Annotated in this window: 21 protein-coding genes and 1 riboswitch; of the genes, 9 read left to right on the plus strand and 12 right to left on the minus strand. The window is 64.0% G+C overall.

Annotated features, from left to right (window positions below):
* Nucleotides 1–2: 2 nt before the first annotated feature.
* On the minus strand, nt 3–1,514 hold the full coding sequence (gene trpE, locus ACN6KF_RS06580) for an anthranilate synthase component I (RefSeq protein WP_434956068.1): 1,512 nt from the start codon (nt 1,512–1,514) through the stop codon (nt 3–5).
* Nucleotides 1,515–1,523: 9 nt separating this feature from the next.
* Complete coding sequence (locus tag ACN6KF_RS06585; protein WP_434956069.1) at nt 1,524–3,419, minus strand: peptidylprolyl isomerase; 1,896 nt, start codon at nt 3,417–3,419, stop codon at nt 1,524–1,526.
* A gap of 519 nt (nt 3,420–3,938) precedes the next feature.
* On the opposite strand from ACN6KF_RS06585, the gene tpiA reads away from it, so the two are divergent.
* Nucleotides 3,939–4,703, plus strand: coding sequence for a triose-phosphate isomerase (gene tpiA, locus ACN6KF_RS06590; protein ID WP_434956070.1), 765 nt, complete (start codon nt 3,939–3,941; stop codon nt 4,701–4,703).
* A complete protein-coding gene (locus ACN6KF_RS06595) occupies nt 4,700–5,167 on the plus strand; it encodes a GNAT family N-acetyltransferase (protein WP_434956071.1) in 468 nt (155 codons plus the stop codon). The genes tpiA and ACN6KF_RS06595 overlap by 4 nt, the downstream gene beginning before the upstream one ends.
* A 206-nt stretch (nt 5,168–5,373) precedes the next feature.
* On the opposite strand, the gene ACN6KF_RS06600 is transcribed toward ACN6KF_RS06595, so the two are convergent.
* From ACN6KF_RS06600 to ACN6KF_RS06635, 8 genes are all read right to left on the minus strand, one after another.
* Nucleotides 5,374–6,108, minus strand: coding sequence for a phosphotransferase enzyme family protein (locus ACN6KF_RS06600; protein ID WP_434956072.1), 735 nt, complete (start codon nt 6,106–6,108; stop codon nt 5,374–5,376).
* A gap of 109 nt (nt 6,109–6,217) precedes the next feature.
* Nucleotides 6,218–7,066 (minus strand): ABC transporter permease, encoded by an 849-nt coding sequence (locus ACN6KF_RS06605; RefSeq protein WP_434956073.1) that lies wholly within the window; start codon nt 7,064–7,066, stop codon nt 6,218–6,220.
* 13 nt (nt 7,067–7,079) lie between these two features.
* A complete protein-coding gene (locus ACN6KF_RS06610; protein ID WP_434956074.1) occupies nt 7,080–7,961 on the minus strand; it encodes an ABC transporter permease in 882 nt (293 codons plus the stop codon).
* A complete protein-coding gene (locus ACN6KF_RS06615; protein ID WP_434956075.1) occupies nt 7,958–9,019 on the minus strand; it encodes an ABC transporter ATP-binding protein in 1,062 nt (353 codons plus the stop codon). The genes ACN6KF_RS06610 and ACN6KF_RS06615 overlap by 4 nt, the downstream gene beginning before the upstream one ends.
* Before the next feature lie 86 nt (nt 9,020–9,105).
* The gene (locus ACN6KF_RS06620; protein ID WP_434956076.1) at nt 9,106–10,290 is read right to left on the minus strand and encodes an ABC transporter substrate-binding protein; all 1,185 of its coding nucleotides are present in this window, start codon (nt 10,288–10,290) and stop codon (nt 9,106–9,108) included.
* A gap of 21 nt (nt 10,291–10,311) precedes the next feature.
* Nucleotides 10,312–11,055 (minus strand): FadR/GntR family transcriptional regulator, encoded by a 744-nt coding sequence (locus tag ACN6KF_RS06625; RefSeq protein ID WP_434956077.1) that lies wholly within the window; start codon nt 11,053–11,055, stop codon nt 10,312–10,314.
* Nucleotides 11,056–11,180: 125 nt separating this feature from the next.
* Nucleotides 11,181–11,888 (minus strand): ArsR/SmtB family transcription factor, encoded by a 708-nt coding sequence (locus tag ACN6KF_RS06630; protein WP_434956078.1) that lies wholly within the window; start codon nt 11,886–11,888, stop codon nt 11,181–11,183.
* Nucleotides 11,889–11,976: 88 nt separating this feature from the next.
* Nucleotides 11,977–12,927: a LysR family transcriptional regulator gene (locus ACN6KF_RS06635; RefSeq protein WP_434956079.1), complete on the minus strand. Its 951-nt coding sequence runs from the start codon at nt 12,925–12,927 to the stop codon at nt 11,977–11,979.
* A 192-nt stretch (nt 12,928–13,119) separates the two neighbouring features.
* Here ACN6KF_RS06635 and uraD point away from each other — a divergent pair, with 192 nt between their 5' ends.
* Both uraD and ACN6KF_RS06645 read left to right on the plus strand, forming a co-directional pair.
* The gene (gene uraD / locus ACN6KF_RS06640) at nt 13,120–13,659 is read left to right on the plus strand and encodes a 2-oxo-4-hydroxy-4-carboxy-5-ureidoimidazoline decarboxylase (RefSeq protein ID WP_434956080.1); all 540 of its coding nucleotides are present in this window, start codon (nt 13,120–13,122) and stop codon (nt 13,657–13,659) included.
* Nucleotides 13,660–13,833: 174 nt separating this feature from the next.
* A complete protein-coding gene (locus ACN6KF_RS06645; protein ID WP_434956081.1) occupies nt 13,834–15,171 on the plus strand; it encodes an MFS transporter in 1,338 nt (445 codons plus the stop codon).
* Nucleotides 15,172–15,261: 90 nt separating this feature from the next.
* Here the strand turns inward: ACN6KF_RS06645 and ACN6KF_RS06650 are convergent, their stop codons facing one another.
* Both ACN6KF_RS06650 and ACN6KF_RS06655 read right to left on the minus strand, forming a co-directional pair.
* Nucleotides 15,262–15,624: a hypothetical protein gene (locus tag ACN6KF_RS06650; RefSeq protein WP_434956082.1), complete on the minus strand. Its 363-nt coding sequence runs from the start codon at nt 15,622–15,624 to the stop codon at nt 15,262–15,264.
* A gap of 29 nt (nt 15,625–15,653) precedes the next feature.
* On the minus strand, nt 15,654–16,772 hold the full coding sequence (locus tag ACN6KF_RS06655) for a 2'-deoxycytidine 5'-triphosphate deaminase (RefSeq protein WP_434956083.1): 1,119 nt from the start codon (nt 16,770–16,772) through the stop codon (nt 15,654–15,656).
* Nucleotides 16,773–16,864: 92 nt separating this feature from the next.
* A riboswitch (SAM riboswitch) is annotated at nt 16,865–16,944 on the plus strand.
* 35 nt (nt 16,945–16,979) lie between these two features.
* Between ACN6KF_RS06655 and ACN6KF_RS06660 the strand changes: the two genes are divergently transcribed.
* The 5 genes from ACN6KF_RS06660 to ACN6KF_RS06680 all read left to right on the plus strand — a co-directional run bounded on the left by ACN6KF_RS06660 (nt 16,980) and on the right by ACN6KF_RS06680 (nt 23,069).
* On the plus strand, nt 16,980–18,188 hold the full coding sequence (locus tag ACN6KF_RS06660) for an O-succinylhomoserine sulfhydrylase (RefSeq protein ID WP_434956084.1): 1,209 nt from the start codon (nt 16,980–16,982) through the stop codon (nt 18,186–18,188).
* A gap of 154 nt (nt 18,189–18,342) precedes the next feature.
* Nucleotides 18,343–19,344, plus strand: coding sequence for a xanthine dehydrogenase accessory protein XdhC (gene xdhC, locus ACN6KF_RS06665; protein WP_434956085.1), 1,002 nt, complete (start codon nt 18,343–18,345; stop codon nt 19,342–19,344).
* A 194-nt stretch (nt 19,345–19,538) separates the two neighbouring features.
* Nucleotides 19,539–21,074 (plus strand): ABC transporter ATP-binding protein, encoded by a 1,536-nt coding sequence (locus ACN6KF_RS06670; protein WP_434956086.1) that lies wholly within the window; start codon nt 19,539–19,541, stop codon nt 21,072–21,074.
* Nucleotides 21,064–22,134: an ABC transporter permease gene (locus ACN6KF_RS06675; protein WP_434956087.1), complete on the plus strand. Its 1,071-nt coding sequence runs from the start codon at nt 21,064–21,066 to the stop codon at nt 22,132–22,134. The genes ACN6KF_RS06670 and ACN6KF_RS06675 overlap by 11 nt, the downstream gene beginning before the upstream one ends.
* Complete coding sequence (locus ACN6KF_RS06680; protein ID WP_434956088.1) at nt 22,134–23,069, plus strand: ABC transporter permease; 936 nt, start codon at nt 22,134–22,136, stop codon at nt 23,067–23,069. Before ACN6KF_RS06675 ends, ACN6KF_RS06680 begins: the two co-directional genes overlap by 1 nt.
* Nucleotides 23,070–23,142 lie beyond the last annotated feature (73 nt).

The following is a 23,142-nucleotide window of genomic DNA, read 5'->3' on the forward strand; positions in this document are numbered from 1 at the left end:
CCTTACTGTCCCCGCCCGGGCTGGCCGGCGAAGCGGACAGCTTCTTCGGCGGCGCGGAACAGGGCCTTGGCCTTGTTGACGCATTCGGCGTACTCGCTGGTCGGCACGCTGTCATAGACGATGCCGGCGCCGGACTGGACATGCATGGCACCGTCCTTGACCAGGGCGGTGCGCAGCACGATGCAGGTGTCCATCTGGCCGTCGGCGCCGAAATAGCCGATGGCGCCGGCATAGAGGCCGCGCTTGTCCCTTTCGAGTTCGTCGATGATCTGCATGGCGCGGACCTTGGGCGCGCCCGAAACCGTGCCGGCCGGAAAGCCTGCTGCGAGCGCATCGAGCGCGTCATGACCCGGCCCGATACTGCCTTCGACGTTGGAGACGATGTGCATCACATGGCTGTAGCGCTCGATGAAGAAGCGATCGGTCACGCTCACGCTGCCGATCGCCGAGACATGGCCGACGTCGTTTCGCCCGAGATCGAGCAGCATGAGATGTTCGGCCAGTTCCTTGGGATCGTTGAGCAGCGATTCGGCCAGCGCATCGTCCTCGGCCTTGGTCTTGCCCCGCGGGCGCGTGCCGGCGATGGGGCGGACCGTGACCTTGCCCTCGCGCAGCCGGACCAGGATTTCCGGGCTGGAACAGACCACGGAAAAGCCCTCGAGCTGGAGGTAGACCAGGAACGGGGCTGGGTTGATGCGGCGCAGGGCGCGATAGAGCGAGAAGGGCGGCAGCTGGAACGGGGCGCTGAAGCGCTGTGACAGCACGACCTGGAAGATGTCCCCGGCCTTGATGTACTCCTTGGCGCGGGCGACCATGGCCAGGTAATCCGCTTCGGCGGTGTTGGAGACCTGCTGGGCGTGGAGGGCGTCGAGATCGACGGTCTCGGCCAGCTTGGGCGTCGGGCGATCCAAGCCGTCGACGATGGTCATCAGCCGCTGTTCGGCACGCAAATAGGCCTGCTTGGCCGAGACATCCGCCTGCGGGCGAACCGGCGTCACGGCGGTGATGGCATCGCGCACCGCATCGAACACCACCATCACCGTAGGGCGCATCAAAATGGCGTCGGGAACCCCGATGGGATCCGGCTTGGCGGCGGGAAGCTCCTCCACCAGCCGCACCATGTCGTAGCCGAGATAGCCGAACAGGCCGGCCGCCATCGGCGGCGCGCCCTCAGGCAGCTCGATGCGGCTTTCCGCGATCAGGGCCCGCAGCGTCTCGAGGGGATGGCCATCCAACGCCTCGAAGGTCTGGTCCGGCAAATGGCGGTTGATCGAGGCCTTGCCGTTCTCGCAACGCCAGATCAGGTCAGGCTCCAGTCCGATCATGGAATAGCGCCCGCGCGTGGCGCCGCCTTCCACCGATTCCAGCAGGAAGGCGTTGGGCTTATCGCCCGCCAGCTTCATGAAGGCGGAAACCGGCGTCTCCAGATCGCCCACCAGCGTAAGCGTCAGGATCTGCGCCTTGCCGGCCGAGTAGGCGGCCGAGAAGGCCTCGAAGGAAGGTTCGAGAAGCATGGTATCGACTCAGAGGCTGCCGGTGCCGACAATACGGTCGACATTGGTCTGGTTGATGGTCACGCCGAGCTCACCTTCGACCTTCTTGACATATTCCGTCATCAGATCCTGGCCGATGCCGGCTGCAAGCTGCTTGGACAGAGTCTCGGTCTGCGGAGCCTTGCCATCGAGCTCGGGGATCACATTGTCCTCGACGTGGAAGATGATGCGATCGGTTCCGTTGGCGGCGAGCGCCGTACCAAAGCCCTTGAGCGGGGTGGCGAACACGGCAGTGACGACTGCCGGAGGCACGGGCTGGTTCTGGCCGTTGCGGGTGAGATCCCAAGCCGGCATGACCTGCAGGTTCAGGCCCTTAGCGAGGTCTTCGAGCGGCTTGCCGCCCCGCAACTGGGTCACGAGTTCGTCGGCCTTCTCCTTGAGCTTGGCGACTTTCTGATCCGCAGTCCAGGCAGTAATTACCTCGTTCTTGGCTTCGTCGAGCGTGCGGTCGCGAGCCGGAACGACGGTGTCGAGCGAGAACCACATCAGGCCTTCGTCGCGGCCGTCGACGGCTTCGGGATCGGAACCGGGTTCGGCGGTGAAGAGAGCGGGAAGGACCTGGGCGGCGAGCGGCACGGCAACCGGCTTGCCCTCGGCGTCGCGACCCTGCGTATCGACTGCGGGCAGCGTGACGGCCTTCAGCTTGAGCTTGCTGGCGATATCCTTGAGCGGGGCGCCGCCCATGCGCTCGTCCTCGATGGAATCACGCAGATTCTTGGCGGCTTCCGATGCGCGTTGGCGTTCCAGTTCCCCACGCAGGACGGTCTTGGCGTCGACGATCTTGGTAACCTTGACGATGACGTTGGCGAGGCTGCCCTGCACGGCGTCGGATGTGGCGCCTTCCTTCAGGGCGAAGGCTGCGTCGGCGATCTTCTGGTCGCCGAGCTGGCGCTTGGACACCGTGCCCAAATCGATGTCTTCGGGCTTGAGCTTGCGCTCAGTGACAAGGCCTTCGAAGGTGATCTGGCCCGAGGCGATTCGGGTGGCGGCGGCCTTGGCCTCATCCAGCGAGGGGAAGGCGATCTGCTCGACCGTGCGCTGCTCCAATGCTGCCGAGCCTGCCTTGTCCTTGTCGACGGCGGCCTGAACATCGGCATCGGTGACGGTGGCCCGGCCGGTCAACTCTGCCGGCGTCACGAGTATATAGCTCAGGCTGCGCAGTTCCTTGGTGCGGAATGCACCCTTGTTCTCGTCGTAATAGGTCTGCAGCGCGGTGCCGTCGGGCGGAGCGATGTCGCCCACGCTGCTCTGCGGCAGCACGACATAGGACGTATTGCGCTTTTCCTGTTCGTAGCGCGCCGCGGCCTGCAGGAGTGCCTGGGGAACGGGGCCACCGGCCGCCAGGCCCTGGTCGAACTGGCCGCGGACATAGACCTCGTGCTGGCGAGCGAAGAATATCGCTTCGTTCATGCCGTTGGTCTCGAGCATCTGACGGAAGGCGTTGGCGTCGAAGGCGGGCGGCTTGCCCGGCACGGAGACCTGGAAATCGGGGTCGTTCATCACGGTCTGAACCATGGCTTGGGGGTCGAGGCCGAGCCCAAGCCTGGCTGCCTGCACATCCATGGCCTTTTCCGAAATCAGGCCATTGAGCACCTGCTTGTCGATGCCGAAGGTGCGGGCGAGGTCGGGGGTGACTGCCTTGCCGGTGGCGCGGGTGATCTGCACGGTCCGCGCGCGATAGGCTTCGCTGTAGGTGTTGGCGGAAATCGAGGAACCGCCGACCGTAGCAACGTCGGAATTGCTGCCCCCCTGCAGCCAGCCTTCAACACCCCATAAGGCAAAGCTGCCGCTCAGGAGGAACATGAGCCCCGCCGTGATGATCTTGGCGGGTCCCTTGGTCATAACATCGCGGAATGAGCTCAGCATCGGTGTCTTGGTTCCATCAAGGCAAAAGGATTCTCCAGGCTCGTCTCGGAGAGCCCGGGAAACCCCGCATCGTTTCTACTCTTGTTCGGGCCCGCATGAACGGTCCCGGAAGGGGTGGCGCACGAAAAGCGGCGCATCATAGGGACGAGCACGTGGCGTCGCAATGGCGCGGCTGTGGGTTTCTTGCGGTGCCCACGCCTTGCTCCACCGGGATGAGGTTGCTAAGCACGCCAAGCAGAGTTTCTGGCAGAGTTTCTGGGCAAGGCCCGCGGATGGCCCTTGCCCAGAAACTCTGCAAATGTTTGATGCCTTGCGGCTTCCTCCCGATCGAACCACAGGTCCGATCGGGAGGAATCCGCTCAGGTGAAGTCGGCGCATCGGGTGCGAGTTAATGAGCAAACCCGGCGCCAGCCCCGACAGGCGACAGGATTTTCGAGCCCGCCCCGCCGAGCAGCCTCGGCAATCCAGGGTGGTCTCAAATTTGAGACTGCCCTGTTTGACAGAAAGAGGATCAGCAAGATGACAGTAAACCGGCCGCGCCCGCTCGTCGCTGGCAATTGGAAGATGAACGGTCTCACCAAGGGGGTCACCGAGCTCGATGCCATTGCGACGGGCGTCGCAGCCGGAGAGGCCGGCGGTGCCGAGGTGCTGGTCTGTCCGCCCTTCACGCTGATTTCCCGCTTTGCGGCGCAGGCCGCGGGCCAGCATATCAAGATCGGGGCGCAGGACTGCCACGCCAAGGTCTCGGGTGCTCATACGGGCGACATCTCCGCCGAGATGCTGAAGGATGCCGGTGCGAGCTATGTCATCGTCGGCCATTCCGAGCGTCGCACCGATCACGGCGAGACGGACGCGACTGTCAAGGCCAAGGCCGAGGCGGCGCTGCGTGCCGGTCTTGTCGCCATCGTCTGTATCGGCGAGACCCGAGTGGAACGCGAATCGGGCAAGACCCTGGATGTCGTCGGGAGCCAGCTTGCGGGATCCCTGCCTGATGATGCCAACGCAGCCAATACCGTGATCGCCTACGAGCCCGTCTGGGCGATCGGCACCGGCCTGACGCCGACGGCAGCGGACGTGAAGCAGGTTCATGATTTCATCCGTGCCCGTCTGGTGAAGGCGCTCGGCGAAGAGGGCAATGGCGTGCGCGTGCTCTATGGCGGCTCGGTCAAGCCCAGCAATGCGGCCGAGCTGATGGGCGTCGACAATGTCGATGGTGCGCTGGTGGGCGGCGCTTCACTCAAGGCCGAGGACTTTCTCGGCATCGCTTCCGCCTATCGTCGATGACCATGCGTATCCGCAAGGCGGAGGGAGAGCGGGATCTGAGTTTCATGCTCGGTCTCGGCCAGCGCCTTGCGGCGGTCATCGAAACCGAATTGCATGAGCAGGCCGAAATCCAGTCATTTCAGGATGCCTTTTCCGCTGCCAATCTCAGGGATCCCGCGGCGGGGAGTCTGAGCCTGATTGCCGAGGACGTCGTCGGCGTCGGCCTCGGTTTCCTGCATGCCTTGCCGGGGGCAGATGGCATAACCGGCCAGAAGATCGGCTATGTGGCGCTTCTGGCCGTCACCGATGCGGCCGAGGGCACGGGGGTGGCGAGGCAGTTGCTCACCGCCGCGGAGGACTGGGCGCGCGAGCAAGGCTATGCCGCCCTGTCCCTCGACGTCTTTGCCAGCAATCATCGTGGCCGGAATTTCTATGAAAAGAACGGCTTCGCCGCCGAAACACTGAGACTGGTCAAGAAGCTGTAGGCCGCGTGCGAGAAGCAGGCGCTCCAGCCGACGGCAATCGAATCTACCCGTCCGATGAAAGCTGCCTTGCGGACGGCGTACGATTGTGGGTCACAGACCTATTCTCAGCCGTAGCCTCGTGACGAGGGGGCGGGTTGAGGGGACCGCGTCGACCGAGCGGCGGAAAATCCGGCAGTCGATGCGGGCTCGCGATTGGCTGCCGCTGCTCAGACTGCTCGAACTTCGGCAAGCCGCTTGACTGCATAATCGTCGTCCCAGCAGACGGCAGCCTCCCATGCGGCCGACGCTTGCGCGGCGATGTCATGAGCGCCGCCATCGAGGCCGGCGGCGTTGTGGGGCAGCGCTAGGTCAAGGTCGGGCACATCGACATGCGCCTCGTCCCAGTCGATCAATGCGACCCGATCCGCGGTCATGCGGATGTTGCCAGGGTTACTGGGATTGCCGTGGACGATGCATGTCTGACGTCCGATAAGCCGCGCCCACGCAACTCGGCATCGAGCAACGCCCTCAGGCGGCATCGCGCTGAGATTGATCTTGGTCCCGGTTTCGGCGTTGAGAAGATCGGTCGACGATCGCCAGCCCGGGCGCTGCGGCCAACCCCGCGTCAGGCGATGCAGCCGACGAAGCGTCTCGGCCACGCGACGCCAATCGGCCTCCGTTTCGGGCGGCCCGCCCTCCACATATGTCATCACCACCAGACCGTCCGCGAACAGCCTGCCGTCCGTCGTCGGAATCGGCATTGGCACGGTCAGACCTTCGCGGTCGAGATGCTGGAGGAGGTTGGTTTCCCAGGCGAGATCAGCATCGCTCCTGGCACCGAGACGACCAACCGCGAGGTGTCCGTCGACACGCACACTCCAAACGTCGTTGGCAACTCCGCCAGCGAGCGGTTCGATGCGAGCGGCATCTTCACCCCACTGGCCGAGTGCTTCCCATCCCATTGGCAACATCATCCACCAACCCGATTGGTGCTTGATTCCAGCTTGAGCGCAAACTTCATCCCACTTCCGCGTCAGCGCAAGGTGGCTTGCGTCGGAGGGGGCGATTGGATCAGCGGGCAGGCTGGCGTTTTACCCGCGTCACCATCTGCGTCGGGTTGATGAAGCGAAGGGCGATGACCAGCCAGACCAGCGTGCTCAGCATGTAGATGACGGCCATGGCATCCACCGATTGCGGTGCCCTGACACCGGACGCCATCACGGCGGCATAGAGCGAGACGACCAGCGTCTGGCTGTCCGAGCCCGCGATCAGGAAAGTCAGTTCGAACATGGCGATGGTGCGCACCAGCACCAGCAGCAAGGCCGCGAGGGCCCCGGGCAGCAGCAGCGGGATCAGGACGTGCCGGAATACCGAGCCGGTGCGTGCCCCGAAGACCCGTGCCGCCGCCTCCAGGCGCGGATCGATCTGCTCGACGAAGGGAATCATCACCAGGATGACGAAGGGCAAAGCGGGCACCAGATTGGCGATGATCACGCCGGCCAGCGTACTGCCGAGCCCCGCCTTGTAGAGAACCGTCGTCAACGGAATGCCATAGGTAACGGGCGGTACCAACAGCGGCAGCAGGAACAGCAAAGTCACCAGCTTCTTGCCCGGAAAATCCCGCCGCGCCAGGGCGTAAGCCGCCGGAATGCCGATCGCGGCCGAGAGCAGCACTACGCCGAACACAACCTGGAACGTAACGAGGAGCACGCCGCCGAGCTGGAACTCCTCCCAGGCCGAATTGTACCAGCGCGCAGTCCAGCCCTGCGGCAGCCAGGTTCCCAGCCAGCGCGTCGAGAAGGAACTGACGACAACCGCCGCGATGACGGCGAGGAGGTTGATCACAAAGAAGATGGTCAGCGCCCAAACGGCCGTGGACCACAGGCGTTCTGAAAGCGGGCGGGAAATCCGGCAAACCATGGTCGTCTCCTCCCTAACCCTTGCCGCCGCCGGCCGGCCCGCGATAGGCGAGGGAGCGAAGGCCGAGCACGATGGCGATGACGACCAGCAGGATGGCGCCCATGATCATGGCGATCGCCGAGGCCATCGAATAATCATAGAGCTCGGTGGCGGCCTGGTAGGCTGGAATGGTGATGACGCGGGTGGGACCTGCCGGTGCGCCGAGCATCACGGCCGAGGGATAGACCGAGAAAGCCTGCACGAAGCTCAGGCAGAAGGTCACGGCGAGACCTGGCAGCAGCAGCGGCAGAAAGATGTAGCGAAAGCGCGCGGCCGGCCTGGCGCCCAACGTTGCCGCCGCATTCTCCAGGGCCGGATCGATGCCGGTGACATAGGAGAGCGTCAGGAGGAAGGTGAACGGGAAGCCGGTGATCACCAGCGACAGGAACACCCCCCAGTAGTTGTGGACGAGCTTGACCGGGCCGACCCCCACAAGGGTGAGCGCCCGGTTGAACCAGCCTTGCGGCCCGAGATAGTTGAGCAGGCCCTCGGCTACCAGCACCGTGCCGAGTGTGATGGGCAGTACCAGGATGGTGGTGAGCAGGCGCTGATTGTCGAGAAGGCGGACGCGGAAAGCCACCGGTATGGCGGCGAGCAGGTTGAACAGTGTGGCCGGTACTGCGATCCACAGGGTGGTGGCGATCGTGCCGTAGAGTGCGGGGTCGCTGAAGAAGGCGATGTAATTGCCGAAGGTCGAGCCATCCTTGGGCTGGAACGACAGCCAGAGTCCGTAGAAGAACGGGTAGATGAACAGGGCCAGCAGGAACAGTACGGCCGGCAGAACGAGCAGGGTGACGCCATCGATACCGCGCGCGGCAAGGCGCGTCTTCAAACTGACGGCAAGCGGCATGTTCATCGCGCCACCTCGTTGAAGACCAGTACGCGCGCCGGATCGGCGCTCAGATGCACCTTGTCACCCGGCTGCGTGCGCTGCCGCGCCCTGAAGAAGAGCTCGTTGCCGGCGGGGCCCCGGGCTGCGCCGAAGAAGGCGTGGCCGCGATATTCGCAGATGTCGACGATGGCGGGGAAACCTCGTTCACCGGCCGTCAGGTCGTCGGGGCGAATCGCGGCGACCGCCCTTGGCCCGTTCAGCGCTTCACGGGGGACGCCGTCGATGCGCTCGCCGGCGATTTCCAGCGTAACACCGTCGTCGGACGAGGCGATGATCGTGCCCGGCAGGCGGTTGCGGAATCCCATGAATTCGGCGACGTCCAGGGTCGCCGGGCGCTGATAGAGATCCTCGGGCGTGCCGATCTGGCGGATCTCGCCATCGCGCAGGACGATGATGCGGTCGGCAAGGGAAAGCGCCTCGTCCTGGTCATGGGTGACATAGAGGGTGATCGAGCCGAGCCCGGCATGGATGCGGCGGATCTCCTGGCGCATTTCCAGCCGGAGCTTGGCGTCGAGATTGGATAGGGGCTCATCCATCAAGACCAGGGGTGGTTCCACCGCGATGGCCCGGGCGATGGCTACCCGCTGCTGCTGCCCTCCCGACAATTGGCCGGGCAACTTGGCGGCCTGGTCGGTGAGCCTGACCGTCGCCAATGCGGTGCCGATGCGCGCCGAGGCTTCATCCCGCGGCACGCTGCGCATGCGCAGGCCGAAGCCGACATTGTCCCTGACGCTCATATGCGGAAACAGGGCGTAGTTCTGGAACACCATGCCGAAACCGCGGTCTTCCGGACCGAGCGTGTCGATCCGCCGGTCGTCGAGCCAGATCGAGCCACGCGTGGTGGGCAGCAGGCCGGCGATGCAGTTGAGGGCTGTCGACTTGCCGCAACCCGAGGGACCGAGCAGGGCGATGAATTCGCCCCGCTGAACCGTGAAGGACAGATCCTTCAAGGCGTTCATGGCGCCGAAGTCGCGCCCGACCTGGTCGAGCCTCAGATGGCTGAAGCTGTTGAGTGGTGACATCGAACCTGCCGCTTTACCGCGAATGCCGGAAAGGGAGGCCGCCACCCGGTGGGGAACGGTCTCCCGACGATACCCAAAAGTGGGCGTCATTTGGTCTTGGCGGCGCCGATCTGCTTGTCCCACATGTTGAATGCCACCACCATCTTGGCGGGCTCCAGCGGCAGTTCGGTGGGAATTTCGGCGATCAGCTTCTCATATTCCGGACGGCCGAATTCGCCGATGGCAGCCTGGCTATCCTCCGGTGCCATGGCGAGGGTGACGTTCTTGACCGCCGGTCCCGGATAGAAATAGCCCTGGTCGTAGGTATAGGCTTGCTGCTCAGGCGTCAGCATGAAGCTGATCAGGTCGAGCAGCACCGCGACCTTCTCGGGGGCGAGCCCCTTGGGAATGCAGGCGTAATGGGCGTCGGTGACCCAGTGAAAGCCTTTCAGCGTCGAGATCGCGGCGCTCTTGGGCACCACGCCGAGCACGCGCGGATTGATGTCCCAGCCAGTGGTGGAGACGGTCATATCGCGCGAGCCCTCGCCGAACTCCTTCATCGTCGCGCCCGTGCCGGTGGGATAATATTCGACGGTCTCGCCCAACTCCTTCAGATAGGCCCAGGTTTTCTCCCAGCCATTGACGGGGTCCTTCGGATCCTTGTCGCCGAGAATATAGGGAAGCCCCATCAGGAAAGTGCGTCCCGGGCCCGAATTGGCTGGCCGAGCGTAAATGAAGCGGTTCGGATTGGCCTTGGCATAGGCGAGCAGTTCTTCGGCCGTGGTTGGCGGCTTGGCAACGCGCTCGGGTGCATATTCGATCAATGGCCCGGAGGGATAGTAGGAAACGATGACGCCGGCGCCATTTGCCAGCCCCTGCATCCGGGCGGCCGGCGCGAGCAGGATGTCGTCGAGCTTGGGCAACGCCGAGGCGAGATCGGGCAGTAGCGGCACCCAGATCTTCTGATCCAGGCCGGCGGATAGCGCGTCCGTGCCGGTGAGAACGAGATCGATGTCGACCCGGCCAGCATCCTGCTGGGCCTTGAGCTTGCCGGGGAGGTCCGGTGCCGGTGCCTTGGTGAAGCTGATCTTCGATACCAGTTCCGGCTTGGCCTTGGCGTAGTTCTGGATGGCCTTCTGGGTGAGGGCGAGGTTGCCGGCAACATCGACGACATTGAGCGTGACAGGCGATTTCGGCAGGGCGGAGGTCTGCGCCCTGGCGCTCGCAAGGCCGAGCGTTGCGAAACCAATGCCGGCGCCGAGCGCCTGGCGGCGGGTTATCCGAGCAGTCATGACATCCTCCCGTTTTGATTATCAGCGGCGCGTCTTGCCGCGTGTGGCGTTCCCCGTCCGTATCGTGTGGCCGTCTTCCGCGGCATCCATCAGAAAATAGGCTTCGACATTGGCGATGTGAGCCTGCATGGCCCGGCGCGCCTTGTCGCCATCACCTGCGGCGATGGCATCGCGGATGGCTTGGTGGTCGGCCATATTGGTCCGCAGCTTGGTGGAGTTGTTGGTCAGTTCGCCCAGTCTGTCGAAGATGCGCCCGCGCATGTCCCCCCACAGGAGCTCCATCGTGCGGGTGAGCACCGGATTGCCGGTTGCCTCCGCGATGCCCAAATGGAAGGCGCGATCGGCCTCGAAGGAGTCTTCGCCCTTGAGATATTCCTGCCGGTACCAGGCCAGGGCTTGATCGAGGTGCTCGATATCTCCGTCCCCAGCCGCTGCAGCGGCGGTGGCTGCAATCTCGCCTTCTATGATACGGCGAGCGGCGAGGAGGTCGAAGGCGCTCGGGCCGGCGTCACCGAGTTCCCCGGAGCGGGACGAGTTGCTGCAAACATAGCTGCCCGTGCCGGTCTTCACTTCAACGAAGCCGGAGATCTCCAGGGCGATCATCGCCTCGCGTACGACAGGCCGGCTGACGCCCAGTTTCCTGGCCAGATCCCGCTCCGCGGGCAGGCGCGTGCCAGGCGGCAATTCGCCCGAGCGGATGAGCCCGACGACCTGCTCGGCAATCTGCTGAAACAATCTCTGCGACGCCACGGCCTGAAACGGCATGGTTCTGTCTCGCCGGTCATTCTGCTCGCTTCGAGCCTATCACCGACAGCTCAACATTCAAGTGGCTAGGTGGCCTGACCACACGACCCGAAAGCGGATATTATCCGGCCCCATGCAGGGAGGCCCTATGCCGCCAGGCTCGAAACGGGATCGATGCCGAGTTGCCGCCTGAGTTCGACCCAGCCCTTGGGCGTGACCTGAACCGCCCGCGACTCCTTGGCTCGGCGCAGCCATCCCAGGCTGCACATCACGCTCAGCAGGTTGACGCCGAGAGGGCCGGCGAGATGATGGCTTCGTTCGGTCCAGTCGAGACATTGACGGGCGAGCCCACGTGCGGTGGGTTTCAGAGCGTCGACATCGAGGCCTATCGACCTGAACCAGGCGGCCCCATTGGCCGTGACGTGAAACTGCTTGTCGGCGGTAGCGACAAGGTAGCCGTGCTCGACCAGGCCCTGAGTCACGGCGACGCCGACCTGTCCCGCCAGATGGTCGTAGCAGCACCGGCAGTAGCGCAATTCGCGCGCCTTGCCGCTGATCGCCTTGCGCCGGACCGGCTGCTCCGGTCCGAGCAGGGAAAGGTGCTCCAGTGCTTCGGCGACGTGGCTGCCCGCCAGACGATAATAGCGGTGACGCCCCTCCGTCTCGACGGCAACGAGGCCACCCGACAGCAATTTGGCCAGGTGCGAACTTGCGGTCTGAGGCGCAATCCGTGCGGCATAGGCCAGTTCACCGGCCGGCAAAGCGCGGCCGTCGAGCAGGGCGGTCAGCATCAGCGCGCGAGCAGGATCGGCGATCAGCGACGCAGTGGCGGCAAAATCCGGGATTTCTGGCATGGTATCCTCGTTCTGGCGTGATTATGCACCAATCCGCCACGGCATGCTTCGATGCCGACCGAAACATCCGGCGGCCGATAGACAGCTTCTAGACCTTGGAGTCCGGTCTGGCGGCGCGCGCGGTATCGATGCTGCTGCGCGAGCGGGCCATGAGTTCGCGCAGCCAGCGATGGGCCGGGGCATGATGCGAGCGCTCGTGCCACAATTGATAGAAGGTCATCGCCGGGAAACGGATCGGCGAGGTGCGGATCGCCAGGGGGAGGAAAGCCGTGAAATACCGTGCGAAATGGCGGCTGGTCGTGAAGATGAGATCGGATTCGAGCAGCAGATAGGGCGCCATGCCGAAATAGGACAACGCCACCGTCCGCTCGCGGACAAGCCGCAGGCGGCTCAGATGGGTTTCGACCAGGCCGCGATGGGCGACTGAGTAGGACACCGGCACGATATGGGCCGCGGAGAGATAGTCGGCCTGGGTGATCGGGCCATGTGCCAGGCGATGCTGGGCGCCCATGACACAGACGACCTCGTCTTCCAGCAGCACCGAGCGGCGCAAATAATTGGGCGGCGATGGCCAGTTGCCGATCACGGTATCGATCTCCCCCTTGGCCAGGGCACTTTCGAAGTCGAAATCGGGGCCCAGCGCCCGGATGACGAGGCGTACATTCGGCGCCTCGCGCCGGGCGGCCGCGATGACATCGCCCAGAAAGATGGGCGCCAGGTAGTCGGGGGAAGCGATCGTGAAGCTGTGATTGCTCGCCGATATGTCGAAGGGTGCAGTGTTCTCCGCCAGGGCTTCGGCATCCATCAAGAGGGCCTGGATGCGGGGCAGGATCGTCAGGGCACGGTCCGTCGGCACCATCCCGCCGCGCCCGCGCATCAGCAGTTGATCGCCGAAATGCTCCCGCAACCGACCTAGGGCGAGGCTGACCGCCGGCTGCGACATCTCCAGGCGCACGGCCGTGCGCGAGACGCTGCGCTCGCTCATCAGGATGCAGAAGACGCGAAGCAGACTGAGATCCACCAGTGCATCTTTCTTCATTCATCCTCTCCCCTGTTCAGGGTGGGCGTCAGAGGTCCGCCTCATCGATGCTGACCCCTTATTATTCGATTTTCCTAATATTGATCATTCATCTCATCAAATTGACCTAATATGTGTCAAGGCGCATCCTTTTGCTCACGGGAATTCAGCGATCCCGCCGGAGAACAACGACAAATCCCGTGGAGCGGTGCCTTGATCGATCTGACGAGCTTGAATACGGCCAGCCGCGAGGCATTTACCGCCCGGCTGGGGCCGGTCTTCGAGAATTCCCGCTGGGTGGCGGAAGCCGTTTGGCAGCGCAGGCCGTTCGACAGCGTGGATAGCCTGCATGCTGCGATGATGGCCGTCGTCCGCGGCCAGGATGAGGCGAGCCTTGCGGCCTTCCTGAACGCCCATCCCGATCTTGCCGGTCGCGAGGCCAAGCAGGGGACGATGACGGCCGAGTCGGTGGAAGAGCAGGGAACGGCCGGGCTTGATCGGCTTTCTGCCTCTGAAGTCGCGGCCATGGACGAACTGAACGGTAAATATCGCGCACGTCATGGCTTCCCGTTCATCATATGCGTGCGTCACTACACCAGGCTCGGCATCTTCGCGGAATTCCGCCACCGGCTCCTGCGCCGCAGCGACGAGGAGTGCCGCGAGGCCCTGCGCCAGATCGCGTTCATCAGCCGCTACCGGCTGGATGCCTTGCTCCATCACGAGGCCAGGCAGGCCGTGGCGCCTGCGGCCTGACGATCAGACTTCACCCTGCACCGCAGGTGCCGGGTGACAAGCGGTTCCGTCCCTGGACGAACCCGACAAGCGCACCGCTACCGGCATGAAGGCGGCTTGCGCAATGACGCAGACGGCGGGTTGCATCTCTCCGTTGCGAGGCCGGTCAATGAAAAAGACATAAGGGAGAAAACCATGACCGCAAATGCGATGACCGAGCCGGGAGGAGCACTCACGGATACGGCTGCTCCGCAACTGGAAGCACTCTACAAGAAAGTGACCTGGCGCCTGCTGCCTTTCCTGATGTTCCTATGGGTGCTGGCATGGATCGACCGGGTCAATGTCGGTTTTGCCAAGCTGACCATGCTCCAGGACCTGCAGTTCAGCGAAACGGTCTACGGCCTGGGCGCCGGCGTGTTCTTCCTGGGCTACTTTTTCTTCGAAGTTCCGAGCAACATGCTGCTCGAACGGATCGGCGCCAAGAGAACCCTCGCCCGCATCACCATCGGTTGGGGCATCATCTGCATCCTGATGATGTTCGTCACCACGCCCTGGCAGTTCTACACGCTACGATTCCTGCTCGGCGTGTTCGAGGCCGGCTTCTATCCCGGCGTCATTCTCTACCTCACCTACTGGTTCCCATCCCTGCGCCGCGCCAAGGCCTTTGGCCTGTTCATGTCGGCCTCGGCATTGGCGGGCGTCGTGGGCGGGCCGATGGCGGGCACCATCATGACCCAGCTCGGCGGCGCGAATGGTTGGGCGGGCTGGCAGTGGGTGTTCCTGCTGGAAGGCATCCCCTCGGTCCTGGCGGGCCTTGCCACCCTCTATTATCTGACCGACAAGCCCGACCATGCCCATTGGCTGACAGCGGATGAACGCGGGCTGCTGCTCAGCGATCTCGAGCGCGACCGCAAGGCGCTCGGCCATCGCGAGCACAATGTGCTGCAGTCATTGAAGAACCCGATCGTGTGGAAGTTCATCGCCATCTTCTTCTGCATCATCATGGCCAATTCCGCGCTGACCTTCTTCGGTCCCACCATCGTACGGGAGGTCGGCTTCACCAGTCCGGCCACGGTGGGCTGGATCATGGCTGCGATCTATGCCTGCGGAGCCGTCGGCATGATCTCCAACGGCATCCATTCCGACCGTGCCAATGAAGTGCGCTATCATTGCGGCCTGGCCGCTCTGGCCGGAGCGATCGGCCTCACCATCCTCGGTTTCGCCGTACCCGGCAGCGCGCCGCTTGCACTAGGGGCGCTCGCCCTGGCGGTGGTCGGCACCATGTCGGCGATCCCGGTGTTCTGGCAGATGCCGAACCATTTCCTTGCCGGCTCGGCGGCTGCCGTCGGCATCGCCCTGATCAACTCGGTTGCCAATCTCGCAGGCTTCGGCGCGCCCTACCTGATGGGCTATCTAAGGGATGCCGGCGCCATGTCGACGGGCCTTTGGATCGTCGCCGCCGTGGAGGCCGCCACCTTCCTTCTGATCGTCAAATTCGTCGTCTCCTTCGAGCGACGGGCGAAGCCGGCCTGACGCAACCATATCCGCAAACGAACAACAGGGCGGCCCGCCGGGTCGCTCTTTCTCGTTACGACACCTCCGGCGAGAACATCCCGCCTGGGTTCACTTGCGTCTGGCCTGAGGTTTCAGCTCGATGAATTCGACCGAGCCATTCTTGAATTTTCGTGCAGCTCCTTCGCAGACACCTGCACCATATTGTCGTGGGGTCGAGGTGAATTCCTCATTACCAGTGACATTGGCAAGGGGGCGATTGCGCAGCGCCACCATCGCCCGCTCGAATTTGTCCCTCTTACTGGGGCGGATCTGAAATTGGGCAGGGCAGTCACGCACCACCTTGAAGGAGAATGCGGCCGCCCCGATTTCCTCGCAGCTGAAACCACCGAAGCAGTCCATGGCCCGCGCTTGCGGGGCATGAAATGTCAGAACCGAAACGCCAGCAGCAACGGCGATGACAAATTGCTTCAAGGTGCGAGACCCCAGCTAGAGGAAAAGCTTCATTTGAAATGCTTGGATAGTTTCAGCGCCTGGCCCTGATAGTTCGAATTGAGGCCGGAGCCGTATAGGATCTGAGGGCGTTCGAGCATGCGCTCATAGATCAGGCGCCCGACGATCTGGCCGTCCTCGACGATGAAGGGCACCTCGCGCGAGCGCACTTCCAGCACGGCCCTGGCCGCCTCCATGCCATCGGGCGAATAGCCGAAGCCGGGATCGAAGAAGCCGGCATAATGCACGCGGAACTCGCCCACGAGCGGGTCGAACGGCACCATTTCGGCCGCGAATTCCGGTGGCACATGCACGGCTTCCTTGGACGCCAGGATGTAGAACTCGTCCGGGTCGAGGATCATGTCGTTCTTGCCGCGATGAGGGATGGGCTCCCAGAAATCGAGCAGATCGCAGGCCGCCCGCTTGTCGACATCAACAACGGCGGTGTGGCGCTTGGCGCGGTAGCCGACGATACCGTCGCCGAAGCCGGTGAGGTCGACGGAGACGGCGACACCGCCGGCGATGTCCGGGTCGGGCGACGAAACCAGGCCCATGCGGCGCTGCAATTCGCGCAAGGAGGCATCGTCGATGCGGGCTTCGCCACGGCGGAAGCGGATCTGGCTCAGGCGCGATCCCGTCCGCACCAGCACCGGGAAGGTGCGCGGTCCGATTTCAGCATAGAGCGGCCCGTCATAACCCGCCTCGACCTGGTCGAAGGCGCGGGCATGGTCGGTGATGACACGGGTGAAGACGTCGAGGCGACCGGTCGAGCTCTTGGGATTGGTGGAAGCGAGAACGCCATCCGGCATTTGCAGGCTTTCGAGCAGGGGCACGATATAGACGCAGCCCGTCTCCAGCACGGCACCCTTGGTCAGGTCGATCTCATGCAAGGCGAGGTCCCTGATGCGCTCGGCCACGGTGTTGCGCGGCCCCGGCAGGAAGCTCGCCCGCATGCGGTAGGCCTTGGCGCCGAGGCGCAGATCGAGACTGGCGGGCTGAATCTGATCCGAAGCCAGAGGTTGTTCGATGCGGACGGCTCCCGTCTCGACCAGGCCAGCAATCGCCTGGGAGGGCAGGATGCCAAAAGTGTGCAGAAGGCCTGGGGAATGCGGGATGTTCGGGGAGGGCATGGCTCTCGCTTTTTTCTGCCAGCTTATTGCGGTTCCTGGTCTTGCTAGACGAAACCATCCATTGACGCCATCCGGGAGTAGGGCTACTCAACAGTCTTCGTCGTGGTGGATTTGGGCCGGCCGGCTTGCAGCCACGTAAAACAACTCGCTAAAGGGCCGTGGGAAAGAGCGCTGGCGCTCGACTTGCGGCTATCGGGATTGCCGCAGATGACCAAACCTTTGACTTCAGCACCTTCCACCCGGGAATTGCGCCCGGCCACCCGGCTCGTGCATGCCGGCACGCTGCGCTCGCAATATGCGGAGACGTCGGAGGCGCTGTTCCTCACCCAGGGATTTGTCTACGAGAGTGCCGAACAGGCGGAGGCCCGCTTCAAGGGCGAGGATGTCGGCTTCATCTATAGCCGCTTTTCCAATCCCACCGTGGCGATGTTCGAGCAGCGCATGGCGGAACTGGAGGGAGCCGAGGCAGCTCGCGCCACCGCCTCGGGCATGGCCGCCGTCACCGCGACCCTGATCGGCCAGCTCAAGACCGGCGACCACGTCGTCGCCGCCAAGGCGCTGTTCGGCTCATGCCGCTATGTCATCGAGGAATTGCTGCCGCGCTTCGGCGTCACCTCCACCCTGGTCGACGGCACCGAGCTTGCCCAATGGCAGGCGGCGGTGCGGCCGGAGACGAAGGTGTTCTTCCTTGAAAGCCCGACCAATCCCACGCTCGAGATTCTCGACATCGCCGCCATAGCCAAGATCGCCAAGAGCGCCGGCGCCACGCTGGTGGTGGATAATGTCTTCGCGACGCCGCTGCTGCAGAGCCCGCTCGAACTCGGTGCCGATTGCGTGGTCTATTCGGCCACCAAGCATATTGACGGGCAGGGCCGCTGTCTGGCCGGCGTGATCCTGGCATCCGAGAAGTTCATCAACGACCACATCCAAACCTATTTGCGCCAGACCGGTCCCTCGATCTCGCCTTTCAATGCCTGGGTGATGCTCAAGGGCCTGGAGACTCTGGAACTCAGGGTCGAACGCCAGATCGCCAATGCGGTAAAGGTTGCCGATGCCCTGGGGAACCACAAGGCAGTCGAGCGCGTGATCTATCCCTTCCGCGACGATCATCCGCAGGTGGAACTCGCACGCCGCCAAATGAAGGCGGGCGGCACGCTGGTGACCTTCGAGGTGAAGGGCGGCAAGAGCGCGGCGTTCAAGGTTGCCAATGCGCTGAAGATCACCCGCATCTCCAACAATCTCGGCGACACCAAGAGCCTGATCACCCATCCTTCGACCACCACCCATCAGCGCTTCGAGGAAGACGCGCGCCTGGGCATGGGTATCCGCCAGGGCATGCTGCGCTTCTCGGCCGGCATCGAGAGCTCCGATGACCTGATCGCCGATTTCACGCAGGCGCTCGACAAGGCACTGTAATCGGGAGGCTGGTCCTCGGACCAGCCAGGAAATACCGCGCTCCCTGGAGGAGTCCGGGCTGGTCTGAAGACCGGCCCCCGAATTGAACTTTGGCGCGGTCGCCCCAAAGCGTTATCATGCTGGTACTTAAACCGGCATGGGTGCGGGCAGAGCGATGGGGATCTTCGCGACGCTGAAAGCCATGGTCGAGCGGGACGGCCGCGCCGTACTCGTCACCATCATGGACGCGCGTGGCTCGAGCCCGCGCGAGGCGGGCACGCGCATGGCCGTGCGGGCGGACGGGGCTTTTTCCGGCACGGTCGGGGGCGGTACCCTGGAATGGCAGGTGCTGGCGGAAGCTCAGGCTCTCCTCTCCGCCGGGGAGGGTCGCCGTCTACGTTCCATGGACAAGGCTCTGGGCCCTGATCTCGGCCAGTGCTGTGGTGGCCGGGTCGGCCTGATGCTGGAACGCCTGGAACGAGACGATCTCGCCTGGCTGAGCGAACTTGCGGCGCCATCGGTCAATAGGGGACATGTCCTCATCGGTATGCCGCAGGACCGGGGCGGTTTCATGCGTCGCCCGGCTACGGATGCCGAGGCGCAAGGGCTGCCCGCGGAAGCGGCCAGCCGTTTTCTGCCGGATGGGCGCCTGCTCGAAAGACTGGAGCCCGCCAACCCTTCTCTCTATCTGTTCGGAGCCGGCCATGTCGGTAGGGCGTTGATCCTGGCGTTGGCGCCTCTGCCGATCGATGTGGTCTGGTGCGATGCTCGGCCCGATGCCTTCCCGAGCCACGTGCCTCAGAATGTCGTGCTCCGCCGCGATGCGGAGCCCGGGCGGATCCTGGCCGGCGCGCCCGATCGTGCACGCATCGTCGTCATGACGCATAGCCATGCGCTCGATCTTGCCATCGTTTCGACGGCCTTGGCAGCGGACCGCTTTGCCTATGTCGGTGTGATCGGCTCCCAGACCAAGCGAGCCCGCTTCCTCTCGCAATTGCGGCAAGCGGGCCTGACAGAGCGCCTGATCGAGGGCATGATCTGCCCGATCGGGGTGCCCGGCATCGAGGGCAAGGAGCCGGCAGTCATAGCGGCTTCCGTCGTGGCCCAGATCTTGCAGTTACCCCGTCAGGCCGGCAGCCAGATGCCGGTCCTGAAAGACGGCCGGCGGCAGGCCTAGAGCAAAGCGCGTTCACGCTTGAACGCGTGTTTGCCCTAGCGTCTCTGCTTCGATGCGTCTTTGCGATTCTTGGTGATTCCACTCAATCGCAAAACGCTTCGGTCCTGGTACGTCGCTGAGTTGGGGAAAAGCTGCGTCACCATGCCTGAACTCTTCGCATCTGCTCTATTTGCGCCTATGGATTGGGCACGTCCATGAATGTGGCAGCAATGGCAGACGCTCACACGCCCCTGATCGAAGCGAGGGGTATCGTCAAGATCTTCGGTGCGCTGAGAGCGAATGACGGTATCGATCTCAAGATCATGCCGCATGAAATTCACGCCTTGTTGGGCGAGAACGGCGCCGGCAAGTCGACCTTCGTCAAGATTCTCTATGGCCTGCTGCAGCCGAACGAGGGACAGCTCTACTGGCAAGGCGAGCCGATCCAGCTGCCGCGCCCGGCTGCTGCCCGTGCGATGGGCATCGGCATGGTGTTCCAGCATTTCTCGTTGTTCGACAATCTCAGCGTGGCCGAGAATGTCGCCCTGGCGCAGCCGCCGGGTACGAAACTGCGGGATGTCGAGGAGGGCATCGCGGCAGTATCAGCCGCCTATGGGCTGCCGCTCGAGCCGCGCCGGCCGGTGCATACGCTCTCGGTGGGGGAGAGACAGCGCATCGAGATCGTGCGCTGCCTGATGCAGAATCCCAAGCTCCTCATTCTCGATGAGCCGACCTCGGTGCTGACACCGCAGGAGGCCGACCAGCTCTTCCTCACCCTTGAACGCATCACCGGCGAGGGCAGGGCGGTGCTCTATATCTCCCACCGGCTGGAAGAGGTGAAGCGCCTATGCCAAACGGCGACCGTGCTGCGTCATGGCAAGCTGGTGGCGACCTGCGATCCGCGCCGGGAAACTGCCGCCAGTCTTGCTCGCATGATGGTGGGCGCTGACGTCGCCATGGTCGAGCATGGTCGCCTGGCCAATCGGGACGGGCCCGTACGTCTCGCGCTGAAGGGGCTGAATCTACCGGCCGAAGACCTGCATGGCACTGCGTTGAAGGATCTCACGCTGAATGCCCGGGGCGGCGAGATTCTCGCCATTGCCGGCGTGGCGGGCAATGGCCAGAGCGAACTCTTCGCGGCCATCTCCGGCGAGCGGACGGTGGAGCCCGAGGCCGTGGCCGTCGACGGCAAGCCGGTGGGGGGGCTTGGCGTCACCGAGCGTCGGCGATTGCGTGCCGCCTTCGTGCCGGAGGAGCGGCTCGGCCATGCGGCGGCGCCGCGCATGACCCTGTCGCAGAATGCGCTGCTGACTGGCCATGCCGCCAGCGGGCTGGTGTCATACGGTATGGTCGACATGCGCAAGGCTTCGGCCGAGGCAGTCAGGATTTCCGGCACGTTCGATGTGCGCAAGGGCAAGCCGGATCCCGAGGCCGGCTCGCTTTCCGGCGGCAACCTGCAGAAATTCGTGGTCGGCCGCGAGATGCTGCGCGAGCCCGGCGTGCTGGTGGTGAACCAGCCGACCTGGGGCGTGGATGCCGGTGCCGCCGCCCTGATCCGGCAGGCCCTGATCGATCTGTCGCGGCGCGGTGCGGCGGTGGTGGTGATCAGCCAGGATCTCGACGAAATCTTCGAGGTCGCCGACCATATCGCGGTCATCCATCATGGCCGGCTGTCAGCGCCGGAGCCCGTATCGACCATGACCCTCGAGCGGATTGGGCTGCTGATGGGGGGCGCCGATCATGCGGCTTGAACTCGAAAAGCGGGCCGAACGCTCTGTGGCGATGGCCCTGGTTTCGCCGCTCATCGCCATCCTGCTTACGGTGGTCTCGGCCGCCATCATCTTTGCGCTCTACGGCAAGGCGCCCGGCGAAGCGCTTTATGTCTATTTCATCAAGCCGCTAACCGGCCTGCGTACCGCTCAGGAACTGGTGGTGCGCGCCACCCCCTTGGTGATCATCGCCGTCGGCCTGTCGCTCTGCTACATCTCCAACAACTGGAATATCGGCGCGGAAGGCCAGTACATCATCGGCGCAACGGTGGGCGGGGGCGTCGCCCTGTTGTTCCAGGGCCAGACGCCCTTTTATGCCGTGCCGCTCATCCTCATCGGCGGCATCGTCGGCGGTGCGCTCTGGGGCCTGATTCCGGCGATCCTGAAGACGCGCTTCAACACCAACGAAATCCTGACCAGCCTGATGCTGGTCTATATCGCGGACAAGATCCTCGATTATTGCGTGCGCGGTCCCTGGCGCGATCCGGCCGGGTTGAATTTCCCGCTGACCGCCAATTTCGACAATACGCTGCCGGCCCTGTTCCGGCGCAGCCCGATCCATCTCGATTCCATCTTCGCGCTGGTGGTGGTGGCCGCCGCCGCCGTGCTGCTGTGGCGCGGCCTCAAAGGGTTCGAGATCCGCCTTCTAGGGCAGGCACCACGCGCGGCCCTGTTCGCGGGTTTTTCGCCCCGGCGCATGACCTTGTTCGTCTTTGCCGTATCGGGTGGCCTTGCCGGCCTGGCCGGCATCAGCGTGGCCGACGGGACGATGGGATTGCTGCAACTTCCCTTTGCCAGCGGCTATGGCTTTACCGCCATCATCGTCGCCTTTCTCGGTCGGCTCAATCCGGTGGGCATCCTGTTATCAGGCCTGTTGCTGGCGCTGTCCTATCTCGGTGGCGAAGCGGCCCAGATCTCGCTCAAGGTGCCCATCGGCATCACCAGCGTCATCCAGGGCCTCCTGCTGTTCTACGTGCTCGCCTGCGACACGCTCATCCTCTACCGCATTCGCATCGTGCGCGGCGCAGTCAAGGTGGCCTGATGAATCTCACAGAAGCGATCATCCTCACCATCATCACCTCCTCGACGCCCTTCGTGCTGGCCGGCATCGGCGAACTCGTGGTGGAGCGCTCCGGCGTGCTCAATCTCGGGGTCGAGGGCATGATGATCATGGGCACGGTCTCAGGCTTTGCCATCGCCTACATGACCGGCAGCGCGCTGCTCGGCTTTCTTGCGGCGGTCCTGGCGGGAATGGTCTTCGCGGCGCTCTTTGCCTTTATGACCCTGGGGCTCGCCGCCAACCAGGTCGCCTCCGGCCTTGCTCTGACCATTCTCGGCCTCGGCCTGTCCGATCTCCTCGGCACCAGCTTCGTCGGGCTCAACCGGGCCAAGATCCCGTCGCTCGACATTCCCGGCCTGACCGATATCCCGGTGATCGGGCCTCTCCTCTTCGGCCAGGATGCCCTGGTCTATCTGTCGATCGCGCTGGTTGCCGCTGTCTGGTGGTTCCTTTATCGCAGCCGCAGCGGCCTGATCCTGCGGGCCGTCGGTGAAAACCATGTTTCGGCACATGCGCTGGGCTATCCCGTCAGGCTGATCCGCTTCGGGGCCGTGCTGTTCGGCGGGGCCTGCGCGGGCCTCGGCGGGGCCTATCTTTCCTTGGCCGACACGCCTTTCTGGGGCACGGGCATGACGGCCGGCCGCGGCTGGATCGCGCTGGCCCTGGTGGTCTTCGCGTCCTGGCGGCCCGGGCGGCTGTTGCTGGGCGCCTATTTCTTCGGGGCCATCTGGATCGGCAATCTGCACATGCAGGCGCTGGGCGGTTCGCTGCCGCATTGGCTGGTCTGGCCGCCGCAATTTTGGACGGGCCTGCCCTATCTTGCCACGGTGATCGTCCTGGTGATGATCTCTGCCGGCAAGGGGCGGCGCGGTGTGGCGCCAGCTTCGCTGGGCACTGCTTTTGTGCCTGATCGATAATTTTCGTTGGGCGCCGGGCATGGGTCGTGGCCCGGCGTTTCGATCCGTACGGCCCGCCATGAGGGGAAACTCT

Origin of the sequence: Labrys methylaminiphilus subsp. lupini (assembly GCF_051161885.1) — a bacterium.
Taxonomy (GTDB): Bacteria; Pseudomonadota; Alphaproteobacteria; order Rhizobiales; family Labraceae; genus Labrys.

Coding starts and splice junctions, on each gene's coding strand:
- trpE (WP_434956068.1), bottom strand. CDS start 1,514: ATGCTTCTCGAACCTTCCTTCGAGGCCTTCTCGGCCGCCTACTCGGCC.
- ACN6KF_RS06585 (WP_434956069.1), bottom strand. CDS start 3,419: ATGCTGAGCTCATTCCGCGATGTTATGACCAAGGGACCCGCCAAGATC.
- tpiA (WP_434956070.1), top strand. CDS start 3,939: ATGACAGTAAACCGGCCGCGCCCGCTCGTCGCTGGCAATTGGAAGATG.
- ACN6KF_RS06595 (WP_434956071.1), top strand. CDS start 4,700: ATGACCATGCGTATCCGCAAGGCGGAGGGAGAGCGGGATCTGAGTTTC.
- ACN6KF_RS06600 (WP_434956072.1), bottom strand. CDS start 6,108: ATGGGATGGGAAGCACTCGGCCAGTGGGGTGAAGATGCCGCTCGCATC.
- ACN6KF_RS06605 (WP_434956073.1), bottom strand. CDS start 7,066: ATGGTTTGCCGGATTTCCCGCCCGCTTTCAGAACGCCTGTGGTCCACG.
- ACN6KF_RS06610 (WP_434956074.1), bottom strand. CDS start 7,961: ATGAACATGCCGCTTGCCGTCAGTTTGAAGACGCGCCTTGCCGCGCGC.
- ACN6KF_RS06615 (WP_434956075.1), bottom strand. CDS start 9,019: ATGTCACCACTCAACAGCTTCAGCCATCTGAGGCTCGACCAGGTCGGG.
- ACN6KF_RS06620 (WP_434956076.1), bottom strand. CDS start 10,290: ATGACTGCTCGGATAACCCGCCGCCAGGCGCTCGGCGCCGGCATTGGT.
- ACN6KF_RS06625 (WP_434956077.1), bottom strand. CDS start 11,055: ATGCCGTTTCAGGCCGTGGCGTCGCAGAGATTGTTTCAGCAGATTGCC.
- ACN6KF_RS06630 (WP_434956078.1), bottom strand. CDS start 11,888: ATGCCAGAAATCCCGGATTTTGCCGCCACTGCGTCGCTGATCGCCGAT.
- ACN6KF_RS06635 (WP_434956079.1), bottom strand. CDS start 12,927: ATGAAGAAAGATGCACTGGTGGATCTCAGTCTGCTTCGCGTCTTCTGC.
- ACN6KF_RS06645 (WP_434956081.1), top strand. CDS start 13,834: ATGACCGCAAATGCGATGACCGAGCCGGGAGGAGCACTCACGGATACG.
- ACN6KF_RS06655 (WP_434956083.1), bottom strand. CDS start 16,772: ATGCCCTCCCCGAACATCCCGCATTCCCCAGGCCTTCTGCACACTTTT.
- ACN6KF_RS06660 (WP_434956084.1), top strand. CDS start 16,980: ATGACCAAACCTTTGACTTCAGCACCTTCCACCCGGGAATTGCGCCCG.
- xdhC (WP_434956085.1), top strand. CDS start 18,343: ATGGGGATCTTCGCGACGCTGAAAGCCATGGTCGAGCGGGACGGCCGC.
- ACN6KF_RS06670 (WP_434956086.1), top strand. CDS start 19,539: ATGAATGTGGCAGCAATGGCAGACGCTCACACGCCCCTGATCGAAGCG.
- ACN6KF_RS06675 (WP_434956087.1), top strand. CDS start 21,064: ATGCGGCTTGAACTCGAAAAGCGGGCCGAACGCTCTGTGGCGATGGCC.
- ACN6KF_RS06680 (WP_434956088.1), top strand. CDS start 22,134: ATGAATCTCACAGAAGCGATCATCCTCACCATCATCACCTCCTCGACG.